This is a genomic window from Clostridium thermarum, assembly GCF_006351925.1.
GTDB classification, from domain to species: domain Bacteria; phylum Bacillota; class Clostridia; order Clostridiales; family Clostridiaceae; genus Clostridium_AU; species Clostridium_AU thermarum.
The window spans coordinates 2,191,717-2,206,333 of the sequence record NZ_CP040924.1 but is presented as its reverse complement, the minus strand read 5'-3'; the positions used below and the strand labels follow the sequence as shown (position 1 = coordinate 2,206,333).

General features: G+C 42.3%; 11 protein-coding genes. 5 read left to right on the top strand and 6 right to left on the bottom strand.

Annotation, left to right across the window (positions count from 1 at the left end; translation table 11 throughout):
- The first annotated feature begins 123 nt into the window (after window positions 1-123).
- Together FHY60_RS10030 and gndA are read left to right on the top strand one after the other, a co-directional pair.
- Entirely contained in the window at window positions 124-369 is a 246-nt protein-coding gene (locus FHY60_RS10030) for a DUF1801 domain-containing protein (protein ID WP_139904833.1), read from the top strand.
- Between the two features lie 324 nt (window positions 370-693).
- Window positions 694-2,100: an NADP-dependent phosphogluconate dehydrogenase gene (gene gndA / locus FHY60_RS10025; RefSeq protein ID WP_139904832.1), complete on the top strand. Its 1,407-nt coding sequence runs from the start codon at window positions 694-696 to the stop codon at window positions 2,098-2,100.
- Between the two features lie 194 nt (window positions 2,101-2,294).
- Here the strand turns inward: gndA and FHY60_RS10020 are convergent, their stop codons facing one another.
- Window positions 2,295-3,530: a LysM peptidoglycan-binding domain-containing protein gene (locus FHY60_RS10020; RefSeq protein WP_139904831.1), complete on the bottom strand. Its 1,236-nt coding sequence runs from the start codon at window positions 3,528-3,530 to the stop codon at window positions 2,295-2,297.
- A gap of 325 nt (window positions 3,531-3,855) precedes the next feature.
- Between FHY60_RS10020 and FHY60_RS10015 the strand changes: the two genes are divergently transcribed.
- The 3 genes from FHY60_RS10015 to FHY60_RS10005 all read left to right on the top strand — a co-directional run bounded on the left by FHY60_RS10015 (window position 3,856) and on the right by FHY60_RS10005 (window position 6,399).
- The gene (locus tag FHY60_RS10015; RefSeq protein WP_139904830.1) at window positions 3,856-5,850 is read left to right on the top strand and encodes a carbohydrate-binding domain-containing protein; all 1,995 of its coding nucleotides are present in this window, start codon (window positions 3,856-3,858) and stop codon (window positions 5,848-5,850) included.
- Window positions 5,816-6,031: a hypothetical protein gene (locus FHY60_RS10010; RefSeq protein ID WP_139904829.1), complete on the top strand. Its 216-nt coding sequence runs from the start codon at window positions 5,816-5,818 to the stop codon at window positions 6,029-6,031. Before FHY60_RS10015 ends, FHY60_RS10010 begins: the two co-directional genes overlap by 35 nt.
- A 149-nt stretch (window positions 6,032-6,180) precedes the next feature.
- A complete protein-coding gene (locus FHY60_RS10005) occupies window positions 6,181-6,399 on the top strand; it encodes a hypothetical protein (RefSeq protein ID WP_139904828.1) in 219 nt (72 codons plus the stop codon).
- Window positions 6,400-6,642: 243 nt separating this feature from the next.
- On the opposite strand, the gene acnA is transcribed toward FHY60_RS10005, so the two are convergent.
- The 5 genes from acnA to FHY60_RS09980 all read right to left on the bottom strand — a co-directional run bounded on the left by acnA (window position 6,643) and on the right by FHY60_RS09980 (window position 14,612).
- A complete protein-coding gene (acnA, locus tag FHY60_RS10000) occupies window positions 6,643-9,348 on the bottom strand; it encodes an aconitate hydratase AcnA (RefSeq protein WP_139904827.1) in 2,706 nt (901 codons plus the stop codon).
- 276 nt (window positions 9,349-9,624) lie between these two features.
- Window positions 9,625-10,962 (bottom strand): ABC transporter permease, encoded by a 1,338-nt coding sequence (locus FHY60_RS09995; protein ID WP_139904826.1) that lies wholly within the window; start codon window positions 10,960-10,962, stop codon window positions 9,625-9,627.
- Window positions 10,963-10,976: 14 nt separating this feature from the next.
- Window positions 10,977-12,305: an ABC transporter permease gene (locus FHY60_RS09990; protein ID WP_139904825.1), complete on the bottom strand. Its 1,329-nt coding sequence runs from the start codon at window positions 12,303-12,305 to the stop codon at window positions 10,977-10,979.
- A complete protein-coding gene (locus tag FHY60_RS09985; RefSeq protein WP_479723572.1) occupies window positions 12,292-13,260 on the bottom strand; it encodes an ABC transporter ATP-binding protein in 969 nt (322 codons plus the stop codon). The genes FHY60_RS09990 and FHY60_RS09985 overlap by 14 nt, the downstream gene beginning before the upstream one ends.
- A 203-nt stretch (window positions 13,261-13,463) precedes the next feature.
- Entirely contained in the window at window positions 13,464-14,612 is a 1,149-nt protein-coding gene (locus FHY60_RS09980) for a GGDEF domain-containing protein (RefSeq protein ID WP_163215843.1), read from the bottom strand.
- Window positions 14,613-14,617: the final 5 nt, after the last annotated feature.

Here is a 14,617-nt window from a genome sequence, read left to right as displayed (position 1 = left end):
TTGGGAAATGTTTTAATATGATTTAGTTAGTTCAAAAATTTAGTGGAAAGTAATTATCACTAAGTTTATAATAAGGTAAAGACATTGTTCCTATAAAAGCACTATGGATGGAGGAGAAGTAAGATGAGTGTGGCAGCTAATAGTCCGGAAGACTATATCCGGCAGTTACCGGAAGATAGAAGAAAAGTAGTGGAAACACTGCGTAAAACAATTTTAGAAAATCTGCCAGCGGGTTTTGAGGAAACCATGGCCTACGGCATGATTAGTTATGTTGTTCCGAAAACTATTTATACCTCAGGTTATCATGTAAATCCTAAGGAGCCCTTACCATATATAAGTCTGGCCTCTCAATTATATAAAAAAGTATGAACAAGGAATAGAAAGATAAATAAGGGAGGTCTTGTCCTTAAGTGGCTGAGGGAAACTTTTAAGCAGCAGTTTGATCATGATGCTTCACAATTTAATGAAAGTATATATGAAGTCTTCAGCAGGTATGCTGCCGAAACACCGGCAGTCAGTGATGTGAAGCAGCACCTGCCGGTGATGGAGCCTCAAAAGAGCATTAGTCCCATAGAAGAAAATCATGAGCTTTGTATGAAAACTTATGAATTATCAAAGCAAATATATGGAAGTATATATAATAGGCAGTAGAAATTCTATAAGGGAAATATATTAGTAAAAGGAGTTTGAATTATGAGTAAGCAACAAATAGGAGTAATAGGACTTGCCGTCATGGGCAAGAATTTGGCGTTAAACATAGAAAGCAGAGGCTTTACCGTGTCAGTATACAACCGGTCCAGAGAAAAGACCGATGAGTTAATTAGGGAAGCTCAAGGGAGAAACCTTGTTGGAACCTATTCCATTGAGGAATTTGTAAATTCCCTTGAAACTCCAAGAAGAATACTTATTATGGTTAAGGCCGGAAAGCCGGTGGATGATACCATAGAGCAGTTAAAACCTTATCTGGACAAGGGAGATATCTTGATTGACGGAGGAAATTCCTTCTTCGTAGATACCATAAGAAGAAACCGTGAATTGGAGAAGGAAGGCTATAGGTTTATTGGAACCGGTGTTTCCGGCGGTGAGGAAGGGGCCCTTAAGGGACCGGCTATTATGCCAGGGGGCCAGGAAGATGCCTATAAATTGGTAGAGCCAATACTTACAGCTATATCTGCAAAGGTAGATGGAGAGCCCTGCTGCACCTACATTGGAACCGATGGTGCCGGTCATTATGTAAAGATGGTGCACAACGGCATAGAATATGGGGATATGCAGCTTATCTGCGAAGCCTACCTGCTTTTAAGAAATGTATTGGGTCTTTCCGCAGAAGAACTGCATGAGGTATTTGCAGAATGGAACAAGGGTGAACTGGACAGCTACCTTATAGATATTACCCAGGATATATTCACCAGATATGATGAAGAAACCGGTAAGCCAATAGTGGACGTAATACTGGATACTGCAGGCCAAAAGGGAACAGGTAAATGGACCAGCCAAAGTGCCTTAGACCTTGGCATTTCTACCCCAACCATCACTGAAGCAGTATTTGCAAGATGTATTTCCGCTATAAAACAGGAGAGAGTTGCTGCCAGCAAGATCTTAAGTGGTCCTGCAGGTGTAAAATTTGAAGGGGACAAAAAAGAGCTTATAGAAGCCATAAGAAAGGCTCTCTATGCCAGCAAGATCTGTTCCTATGCCCAAGGCTTTGCCCTAATGAAGGCAGCTGCAGCGGAATACGGCTGGAAGCTGAATTACGGCAAGATAGCCATGATCTTTAGGGGAGGCTGCATTATCAGAGCCCAATTCCTCCACAGAATAAAGGAAGCCTACGACAACAATCCTGACCTTGCAAACTTGATGCTTGACCCATACTTCAAGGGTATACTTGAAAGCTATCAAGGAGCTTGGAGAGAGGTTGTATGCACTGCTGTAAAATTTGGCCTTCCAACACCGGCCTTTTCCAGTGCTCTTGCATACTTTGACAGCTACCGCAGTGACTTCCTGCCGGCTAATCTGCTGCAGGCACAGAGAGACTACTTTGGTGCACATACTTTTGAAAGAGTGGATAAGGAAGGTATCTTCCACTATAAGTGGTTCTAAAATGTTCGTTGGAATATAATTAATCGAGGAATACGCGGAATGCACGGAATTACGCTGAGGGGATATTTATTTTAAACAGGTCATTAAACAGAAAAAACTGAGGACACTGAAGGATACTTATTATAAGAAAATCCCTCTGTGTCCTCCGTGGACTAGGTATGCTCAGTGATTAATTTTTTATTCACAATTTTCTTTTACTGACCGTTAGCCTTTAGAATATTGGCCTGGTGAACCGGATCTGTTACCGGATTACTATGGCCCAAAGAATTATAAAAGTATAGGTCAGTGTGACCTTCAAAGCCATTATCAGGGTTTGTTTCAACTCCGTGAGGCATAGCTGTTAAACTTACAGCCATCTGATAGTTTACTCCGCCCTTGGTGAAGTATAAAACCATGGGTCTCTTGTGGCTATTATTCCAGGACCAGGATCCGTATATGGACATCATCACATTGGTATCTGCCTGGGTTAGGGGTTCAACGTCGCTGTGATTACTTCCTGCCATATATTTTACCTTGAAAGTCTTGCCGGTACCCAAATCCTTTAGGGTACCTTCTGTTCCTACAGTCCAAAGTCTCATTGCATTTTCCCAGGTATAGATATCACCAAAGTTGTTATTGGCCCTGGCCTTCATCATGGTTATTCCCACCGGGCTAACTACCTGGGTGGAGTTCACCGGAATGGTCAGGATCTGGTTTGGGGTTATAAAGTCTGAAACCAGCATGTTTGACTTTATTATTGTGTCTACGGTAGTTCCGTATTTTCTGGAAATATTCCAAAGGTTATCGCCAACCACTACCTTGTAATTTACAGTTTCGACGGTTGGTACTACCGGAGTAGGCTCCTGTGGTGCTTTTGGCATGGTTCCACTGATTAGTAATACTTGTCCAACATGTATTGTAGATGAAGTTAAATTATTGAGCTTGCTTATAGCATCTACGGTAGTATTGTATTTTCTTGATATGGACCAGAGGGTATCTCCGCCAGCTACAGTGTGAATTATATTTGCATCAGTCTTTATATCTTCTGTAGGTGCTGCAGGAGTCTGTTCATTGGCTGAAGGCAGTACTCCTTCTATGAGTAATTCTTGTCCAATTTTTAGGGTACTTGATGTCAAATTGTTTAAACTCATTATATTATCAACGGTTGTTCCATATGATCTTGATATGAACCAGAGGGTATCTCCGGCTGCAACTGTGTGAACAAGATTCAGTTTTAACTTTTGCCCAACTGATAGGATGTCTGAAGTTAAATTGTTCCACTTCTTTAGGTTATCGACGGTAACATTGTATTTTCTGGATATGGCCCAAAGGGTGTCCCCTGAAACTACTGTATAGGTATTATTTAAGGTTTGTGCATATGTGACAGAAGGCACAAATAAACCTGCTGCTATAATAGACGCTAAAACAAAATTTAATATTTTCACTTTCATTGTGTCTTCCTCCGTTTCATATATTTTTATTTTAATGCTTGTCCAAGCAATAAAAGATTTATAACAGAACTCAAATTGAGAATGTATTATTTGAGAGCTGCTTGGTGTAACCTATCATAACAGAAGAAGAGGACTTTGAGTAGGTATGTTTTTGTAGCAACTGAGGAAAATTAATCCTTGGACATGAGCTTCGGGGCGGATAAGTGCTGTCCCCTGCCTATAATTTGGGTAAAGTAAAAACAAAAAGTTCTTAAGGTTCATTTAAGGTTGATTATATAAAATAGATTCATAGACAAGGCAAAATGAAAACATGGAGGAAATAAGTATGAATAAAAAATCAATACACCTTAAGATAGCAGCAGCCCTCATATGTACAACATTTTTATTCGGCTGTGGCGGTAATTCAACAGTTCAGTCAGAAAATGGAGGTACAGACAATAACAATAGTACATCAATTGTGAGCACTTTAAAAAATAGCATTGTTGGAGTTAAAGAAATCAGTACGCTTATAGGTGAGTTTGTGACCTATAAAGATGAAGATAATTACAGTGATTGGCAAAATGAAAGTCCTAATTATATAGAGCTGAAGGGGACCAGTGCTGAAATTAAAGGCTCCGGTGCAGAGATAAAGGAGAATATAATTACTATAACAAGTGCAGGAGTATATGTAATCAGCGGGACTCTTGATGACGGCCAGATACTTATAAAGGAAGAAAGCAAGGGCACAGTGAGATTGGTATTAAACGGGGCCCAAATAACCAGCAAGGATAGTGCAGCCATCTATATAAAAAGCGCCGGTAAGGCCATAATATCACTGGAAGAGGGAACAGAAAACACAATAACCGATGGAAGTTCCTATGTTTTTGAAGATTCCTCAACAGATGAGCCAAGCGCTGCAATCTTCAGCAGGAGTGACCTCACTATAAACGGCAGCGGTAAATTAATTGTCAATGGTAACTACAATGACGGTATTACCGGCAAGGATGATGTAAAAATCACCGGGGGAGACATTGTAATCAAGGCTGCTGATGATGGTCTCATCGGAAAGGATGTTGCAGCAGTGAAGGCCGGAAGCTTAACCATCGAAGCCGGCGGTGACGGCATAAAATCCACCAATGATACCGATCTATCAAAGGGACTTGTTGCCATAGAAGGGGGTAGCTTTAACATAACTTCCGGAGCTGACGGTATACAGGCGGAAACCTACGTCCTAATTTCCGGTGGAAACTTTGATATCACAGCCGGCGGCGGCAGCGCCAATGGTGAAGTGAAGGCCGATGAGGAAATGGGTCCTTGGGGAAGAGGTGGCAAATCTACAAGCACAAGTACAAGCACAGATGAAACAGAATCTCAAAGTAAGAAGGGAATCAAGGCATCCGGTGAAATAGTAATTGGCGGAGGCACCATCAACATTGATTCCGCAGATGATGCAATCCACAGCAACAACTTTTATACAGCCACTGGCGGAGACATAACCTTAACTTCCGGAGATGATGGAATTCATGCGGATACAGCCATAGCCATAAAGGGCGGAAAAACAAATATAACGAAGAGCTATGAAGGCATAGAAAGTTCAGATATGACAATTTCCGACGGAGAGATTTATATTACCGCCAGTGATGACGGAATAAATATCAGCGGAGGGGCAGACGGTTCATCCATCAATGGCCGTATGGGTCAAAATCCTTTTACAGCCACCGATGGCAAACTTATAATAAGCGGCGGTTTTATCAGTGTTAATGCTGACGGAGACGGCTTGGACTCCAACGGAGACATAGAAATGGCCGGGGGGACAGTAGTGGTAAGCGGCCCAACCAACAGCGGCAATGGGGCCTTGGACTACAACGGCACCTTTGAAATCTCCGGTGGTCTACTTGTAGCGGCAGGCAGCTCAGGCATGGCAGAAGCACCTTCAGAGTCTTCTGGCCAATATTCCATAATGATGACCTACCCACAGGTTCAACAAGCCGGAACCCTTATTAGCCTGAAGGACAGCAGCGGAAAAACTTTACTAACCTATGCACCTGAAAAGAATTATCAAACAGTAGTTATAAGCTCACCGGACCTTAAAAAGGATTCAAACTATACCCTATACTCCGGGGGTACTTCAACAGGAAACGAAACAAAGGGATTTTATGCAAAGGGTGAAAATGTGAACGGAACAAAGGTTGTTGCCTTTACTATATCATCTTCAGTAACCTGGCTGAACGAAAGCGGAGTTACAACAAATAAAGGCCAAGGTATGGGTAGGCCCGGCGGTCAAGGCGGTCAGGGAAAAAAACGGCATGGGCAGACCAAATGGAACAAGGCCTGGCGGTGAGAATTCTGACTCAACTCAGCCAACCACAGACATGGACCCAAGTAAGTTACCATCAGATTTTGATCCAAGCAAAGCTCCGGCAGACTTCGATCCAAGCAAGGCCCCATCCGGCTTTGATCCCAACCAAGCTCCTGCAGAAGGCAATGGAAGTCAAGGAGAAAGTAAGGGAAATAGCCTATAGAAAGGCAGTGTGACATACAGAATAAGTAGGATGTCTTGTATAATGGTTTCCAGTTAAAAGAAGCACAACTATGTGTACTCCGGAATAGTATATAGTAGCCACATTATTGTATGGCTGGTTACTTAATTTATAAGGAGGTATACAGACAGATGAGTAGAAGAAAACATGATTATTGTTGTTGTCCAAAAGACGATAGCTGCTGCCGCTGCTATCCAACCTACGGTTTCTTTGGTAACTACGGCGGAGGCTTTGGCGGAGGCTGTGGTTTCGGTGGATGGTGGATCTGGATCCTGATCTTAATTATACTATTCTTCTGCTTTAACGGAAATGACAAGTGCAGAAAAGACTGCTGCGATGATGATTGCTAAAATATGGTATAAAATAATTGATTACGGAAGCCGCGGAGAACGGTGACAATTATTAATGAGCGATGAGTAATGAGTAATTATTGAAAATGAGCAATGAGTAATTATATAGGACTATTAGCAGTTCATTCCCAAGAATCTTTAATAAATAATTTTGTAGAAATTCAGCTCCGCTGAGTTTCATCCTAAATTACTCATTACTCATTACAAACAACATCTCTTTTTTCTTCTATAAATTAATCCTTCCTAATCAGCCAAGAAGTTCCGCATCACCATATTCAAAATGCCCCCGTGTTGGTAGTATTCTACTTCTATGGTGCTGTCTATCCTTGCCATAACTTCGAAGCTGAAGGTGCTGCCATCTTTACGGGTTGCAGAGACCTTTAATACTTTGCCTGGGTACAGGTTCTCTGAGATGCCGGTGATATCAAAGGCTTCTTCGCCGGTTAGGCCTAGGGCTTCCGCATTTTGGCCTTCTATAAACTGCAGGGGTAGTATGCCCATGCCTACCAGGTTGCTTCTGTGGATTCGCTCATAACCTTCTGCTATAACTGCCTTAACTCCTAAGAGCAGGGTACCCTTGGCGGCCCAGTCTCTGGAGCTTCCTGTGCCGTATTCCTTGCCTGCCAGCACTATGAGTGGGGTGCTGGCTTCCTTGTACTTCATAGCGGCAGTATAGATGGACATAGTCTCGTCCTTTGGTACATACTTGGTAAAGCCGCCTTCCACACCAGGAATCATCTTATTTCTTATACGGATATTGGCGAAGGTTCCCCTCATCATAACCTCATGATTACCTCTACGTGAGCCGTAGGAGTTAAAGAATTCCTTCCTAACCTGTTTTTCGAGCAAGTACTTTCCCGCGTCAGAGGATTCCGGAATGCTGCCTGCAGGGGAGATATGGTCTGTGGTAATGCTGTCACCGAAAATTGCCAGGGCTCTTGCACCTTGAATGTCCTCTGTTTTCTCAGGCTGTTTTTCCATATTCTCGAAGAAAGGCGGAAGCTTGATATAGGTTGAAGCCTCACTCCACTTATAGATCTTTTCATCGGTTACAGGCATCTTGTTCCAAATCTCATTGGCCTTGGTGATATTCTTGTACTTATCTATATACATGTCCGCTGTTACAGAAATATTTATCATGGCTTCAATTTCATCATAATCCGGCCAGATATCCCTTAGGTAAACAGGTTCCAGTTTTTCGTTATAGCCGATGGGGTCAGTTTCAAAGTCAATATCTACTGTACCGGCCAGGGCATAGGCCACTACCAGCGGTGGTGAAGCCAGATAATTCAGCTTGGTCTGAGGATGAACACGGCCTTCAAAGTTACGGTTTCCGCTGAGGACCGCTGCCACTGTCATATCCTTATCTTTTATAGCTTTGGATACTTCCTCAGCTAGGGGCCCGCTGTTACCGATACAGGTTGTGCAGCCATAGCCTACCACGTTAAAGCCCAACTTTTCCATATAGGGGAGAAGGCCGGCTTTTTTCAGGTACTCAGTTACCACTAAGGATCCTGGACCAAAGCTGGACTTTACATAGCGGGGCTTGGTAAGGCCATGTTCCACAGCCTTTTTAGCCAATAGGCCGGCACCGATGATTACCGCAGGATTTGAGGTGTTTGTACAACTTGTTATTGCTGCAATGACTACAGCACCGGTTTTTAGGGTTTCAGTAGTGCCATCACCATATTTTACCTCAGCAGTGGCCTTTACCTTAGCTTCCTCTAAGCCGTAACCGCCCTTATCCACCGGGGCAGATATTATATCAGTAAAAGCCTTTTTCATGTCCTTAAGATTTATGCGGTCTTGAGGACGCTTTGGACCGGCTACGCTTGGCTCTATGGTTGAAAGATCCAATTCAATTACTAAAGAAAATACCGGTTCCGGTGAGGCATCTGTTCTGAACATACCCTGGACCTTGTAGTATTCCTCCACAAGCTTTATCTGGTTTTCCTCTCTGCCGGTGGCTCTCAGATATTCCAGGGTCTTGTGGTCTACAGGGAAGTAGGCCGCAGTGGCACCGTATTCCGGACACATATTGGAAACAGTAGCCCTGTCTTCTACGGTGATATTGCTTACCCCATCTCCAAAGAACTCAACAAACTTGCCCACTACGCCTTTCTTTCTCAAGATATTTGTAACGGTAAGCACAAGATCTGTGGCTGTAGCTCCCTTAGGAAGTGTTCCAGTAAGCTTAAAGCCAACTACCTGTGGCACTAAAAAGTAAAGTGGCTGACCAAGCATGCAGGCTTCTGCCTCTATGCCTCCTACACCCCAGCCCAATACTCCTATACCGTTTATCATGGTGGTGTGGGAATCGGTACCTACCAGGGAGTCAGGGAACACTACTTCTTCGCCATCTATATTTCTGGTAGCAGCCACGGAGGCTAAATATTCCAGATTAACCTGGTGGATGATCCCTATAGAAGGTGGGAAGGCACGGAAGTTTGAGAAGGAATTTTGTGCCCACTTAAGCAGTTCATATCTTTCGGTGTTTCTCTCAAATTCCTTCTTTACATTAAGGGTAAGAGCATCCTTGCTGCCGGCATAATCCACCATAACTGAATGATCTATAACCAGGTCCACAGGAACGATAGGATTAATCTTAGAGGCATCTCCACCAAGTTCATGCATCTTGGTTCTCATAGCAGCTAAATCTACTGCCACCGGTACTCCGGTAAAATCCTGCAGGACAATTCTGGATGGAATAAAGGGGATTTCTTCATTATCTCCACTGGCAGACTGGGAAGTGATCCTTTTTATATGGTCCAGGGTTACCAGTTTTTCGTCATAATTCCTTAGGGCGCCCTCCAGCAGCACCTTTATGGAATAGGGGAGCCTGGAAGCATCCTTTATGCCTAAGGAATCTAGTGCTGTTATATCATAGTAAATATACTCCTTACCCTCCAGGGTAAGAGTTTTTTTGTTTATACCGACTTTTTTTGCCATAGACTCACCTCTCTTTTTTTATTAGATTAATATTACTATTTTTATAACAAAAATAAAAGCATCTTTTTTAATTAATAGGTAGTAATGAGTAATGATTAATTAAGGATGAAATTCAGCTGGGCTGAATTTTTACTATTTTATGCTTTTGTTGATAAAAATGACGACAGAAAAGTAATAAGACATGCGATGGCATGCCTTATTACTTTTCGGCAACACTTTGAATAGTGTCACCCTTCCGTGTTTGACCTTTTCTCAGTAGGTTCCGTGTTTAATTTTTTACTTGTGAGCTTTTAGTACATTACCAATCATCTTAAGACTGAGCTTTTCCCCATTGTAGAGTATAAAGCTCTTGTAGATTCTGCCACCCAGCACAACTATAAGGAGGCAGAAGACCAGGAGAATAACTATGGATACTATACCGTGGCCTAGCCCTATGTTACCGGTGATCAGGTCTGCCGGCACATTAAAGGGGGAGGTAAAGGGGATGTACCTTGTAGCTCTCACAATTCCTTCCTTGCCCATAATTGGAGGGAAGTAGGTAAAGAGCCAGCTGAACATGATAAGATATGTTGACACCGCCTGGGTGTAGGCCACGTCTTCCGGCTTGGATACAAAACAACCGGTGAGGGCGGAAATAACACTGTAAAATAGTACACCTAAGAAGAACATAATTACAGCCATTATTACCGCAGGAAGAGACATGGCGGTTTCACCTATATTATCCTTCAGAAAATTGATTATTGTTATAAAAGGGTTTTCATAGTTTGGATACATGGCACCGGCTATGGCGTTTCCGCCGTAAAGGCCCATAATTCCCGCTGCAATCCAGATTGCAAACTGCATAAGTGCCATTGAGGTAATGGCTAGTACCTTTCCTGTTATAAGGGCGTAAGGATGCACTGAGGTAAGCAGGGTCTCCACCAGTTTTGAAGTTTTCTCTGTGGATACAGACTTACTTATATCCTGCCCATAAACTAATAAAATGAAGAAGAGCATAAAGCTAAATAGCATAGGTACTAACATTTTTATTACTTGGGTAATCTCATTGGTAGCTTCACCAACCTTGGTAAATGACACTACTGAGGGCTTAAGTACCGACATAAGCTGTTCCTGGGATAGGCCTACCTGCATCAGCTTATTGGATTCAAAAGCAGTGGACATTGGCTCCAGGATAGCTTCTGCATGCTTTTTCTTAAGCTCAGAGCCATCAGGTATATAAGCGTTCATCTCATAGGTACCCTCTTTGAAGGTAACTATTACAGCTATACTAGCATCAGATTTTGCCCCGGCAGTTTTAACAACCTCTTCTACTGACCTGCCTGATTCTGCTATAAATTCTACATCTTTAAATTGCTCTTCGCTAAGCTGAATTATGATTTCTTTATAATTAGTTGGCTGAAGACCGCTGTTATCTAAAACATATACATACTTTATCGGTGAAGGCTCCTTTTTACTGTCCTCATCCGGTTTCGCAACAAAAATATTTATGGCGATAAAGGCTGCCATAATTAGAATTGCCACTAAGGTGGTTACAATCTTGAAGCCTGCTCCCTTTGTAGATTGTCGAAAGGTAAAGGCGTATACGGAGTTCCATCCTCTAAAATTATCTTTCATTTTCCTTCCCCCTTCTACACAGTCTTTGAAATCTTAATTAATTGCTTGAGCTTAATTTTATTGCCATTGTGAAGGATCAAGGTTTCATATACCTTAGCAACAAAATTAAACAGGAGTATTATCAATAGTACCTGCAGGGCTATGGCACCTACAGCCAGCGGCAGGCTTACCTTCCCAACCAGTATGGCACCGGGAAGGATAAAGGGCGCTGACAAGGGGAACAGGAAGGAGAAGGTAACAAAGCCGTTTACACCTGAGGCCATCAACACATTGGCGGCAGCTAGTCCTACATAAGCCCCTACCATATTGATGATGGTGAACAAGGTAAGACCTTCCTGAATCTCTTCCAGCTTGCTCACCGTTGCTCCGGCCAGTGCCGCCAGGATTGAATAAAATATCATTCCAAAGACAATCAGAACCAAGCAGATTAGAAGATTGCCTATATTTAGATTCTGGAAGATATCCTTGGGAAGATATCTTGCCAGTACACTTCCTGAAGCCCCATCTGACATGGAGGAGGAAATTGTATTGGATACCGCCAAGGCAGCTCCCATGGCTACAACCTCCAGGATTACCGAAGTAAGCATAGCCAAAACCTTACCAACCACGATAGCCAGTGGCTTAACGGAAATCATTAAAAATTCAATAACCCTGGTGGACTTTTCTGTTACTATGGAATAGGCCACTTGGGTGCTGGCCATGATATTGACCATCATAACCACAAAGAGGATTCCATAGACAAACCAATACTCGGCATTGGAAATAGAGGTATCCTCCTTTACTATCTCAACCCCGTTCACATCTGCCATGGCAACCTTTGTGGTCACCTCAGCACGGATTACAGCAAGCTGATCCTCGGTGGCTCCTGCTGCTTTCGGTACTAGGCTTTCAAACTCCTCAAAGATGGCATCAGCCAAAGGTTTTATGGTACTTTCCTTTAAGGGACCGCTGCTGGGGCGGACAAAATTTAAGGCATAATTAGCTTCAGACTCTTGGAGAGTCAATATAACAGCATCCTGCTCTTCTTTGTCAATATGCTCAGCTGCAGTTTCGTAGTCCTTTGACATGTCTTCAAAGATAATATGGCTGAACCTCTCATCCTTGAGAACTTCTTTAAAGTCTATACCGGTAAGGTTAGTCTCATTATTTACATATACCTTTTTCACGGGACTAATTCCGCTGTCTTCACTGCTATTGCTTGTAAACTTGTTTACAATGGGCATAGAAACCAAGAGCAGGGTTAAAATTACAATATTGGATATAATAAAGGATTTAGCCTTTACCGTCTGTGCCAGGGTGAAGGAAAAAACATCCTTCCAGCCGGTTATATTACTCTTCTTCATTGACAATCCCTACCTTTTCTATGAATATTTCATGCAGTGATGGTTCACGAAGTTCAAATTTAACCACTGGAATTTTATCTTCTATAAGCTTAGCCAATAGGGCCATGGCCTGATCTTCTCCCGTAACCTTGAGGTGGTATTCGCTGGGGGTCTTGTTTGCAACTGCCAAACCAAAGGAGGAGATATAAGGCGCTATGTCTGCATCACTCTTTATAAAGAGATTTACTCTGCCGTAGCTCTTTTTGATCTCATTTAGATTACCCTGAAGAACTGCCTGACCACGATTTAGTATGGTGATATCGGAACAGAACTCTTCAATAGTTGGCATCTGATGGCTGGACATGATGAGATACTTGTTCTTGGCAATTTCCTCTTTGATAATGGACTTAAACAAGTCTGTATTTACCGGGTCAAGACCGCTTAGGGGCTCGTCTAAGATTAACAATTCCGGATCGGAGATCAGGGCCGCCATAAGTTGTATCTTCTGCTGATTTCCCTTAGACAGCTGGTCTGCCCGGTTGGCCTTAGCAGGCTTTTTACCCTTTATCTTCGGTGGGAAGATATACTCAGTTACTTTTAAACGGTCAGCCCAATATTCAATACGGTCCATAGCTGTTTTCTTGGGAACGTTTCTGAGCTTTGCAAAATACAGGAGCTGGTCTAACAGGGAATACTTTGGATAGAGGCCGCGTTCTTCTGCCAAGTAGCCTACATTTGTCCTTACAGGATCCAGAGGCTTTCCCTTCCATAACACTTCGCCGCCGTTACTGGCCAGCATTCCTAAGATTATACGCAGGGTGGTTGTCTTACCGGCCCCATTGGTACCTAATAGGGCATATACCCCAGGTTCATTGATTTCAAAGCTTAAGTTGTTTAAAACAACTTTGTCTCCGTACTGCTTTGTTAAATTACTAACACTTAAGGACATAAATATACCTCTCTTTCTTGCTGCCATACCCTTACCAGGCAGGATAATATTTGTTTTTTGGACAATAATGCTATAGGTCCACCTTTAAAAATCAAGCTGCAACTATGAATGGTTTGTCCGCAAACAAATTAATTATACCATTTTATTGAAGTATGGAAAAGTATTCCGTTGATTTTTTATAAGCATTATGTAATATATATGCAAAATAAAGGAACCGGTTAAGTTTTAAACTAACTGGTTCCTTTATTAAATTCATAAAAGGCAACACCGTCTTTGCCGGATTTTTTAACGGTATACATGGCCTTATCTGCATATTTTATCATCTGCTCCATAGTATCTGTATCTTCTTTAAATATGGAGATACCGATACTGGCACCTACGGAAAATTCTATGTTTCTAAAGAAACGTTTTTGCTTTATGGCAGTCAGGAGCTTATGAGCTAAGTCATTAGCATCATTAGGGTCATAAATAGGGGACATGACAACTACAAACTCATCGCCGCCGATTCTGGCAATCACATCATCAGGCCGCAAATTCGAAGTTATATCCTCTGCAATGGACTTAAGGACCATGTCACCAAGGTCATGACCATAGGTATCATTGATCTGTTTAAAACCGTTAAGGTCGATATAGAGCAGGGCAATCTTGTGATTGTTTCTAACGGCCGATTGAATGCAGGCAGACAAATGCTGGTCAAAGTAGAATCGGTTGTAGACTCCGGTTAAGGCGTCTTGAAAGGCCCTTTGCTTATGTTCAAGGCTTTCCTGAGCCAGCAGCTGCTGTTTCTTAAGAACTCTCATCATACTCAAGGGAACAGAATATACCAGGAGGCCGCACATGCCTAAATATATGGTCCGGTATACTTGACTTAGTATATCCATTGATACCAGCCGCTTTTCCACAAATAGGTCAAACTCATTGTAAAATCTGAAAAAAAGTGCATTCAGGGCAACTATACATTCTGCCGTTGTCCATACTATGAGACGCTTGTCCATTCGTAGTGCGCCAAAGAAAATAATTACAGGAAAAATCAAAATGGCAGCACTGGTAACAGGTATATTTGGCGAGTTGTTGATGGCGTCCATATAGATATAGGCTGTCAAGGACATCACGTTAAGACTCATGGTGACATAACGAACCCAAAGCACAGGCTTTTCTCTATTTATAAACCGGGTAATAAGCAAATTGTAGAACAAATTAACCAAGGAGAGGATCATACCATATTTTCCTGCTTCATTGTCCTGAATAAAATATACAATTGAAGAAAGGAGCAATATAATACTGTATAACAGCCAGTTGATCTTCCAGTGTACTCTTTCTCCACGTACGGATTCTGAACTGAAAATTTCTTCAAATTGAACCACATACTGTGACTTCATGAATC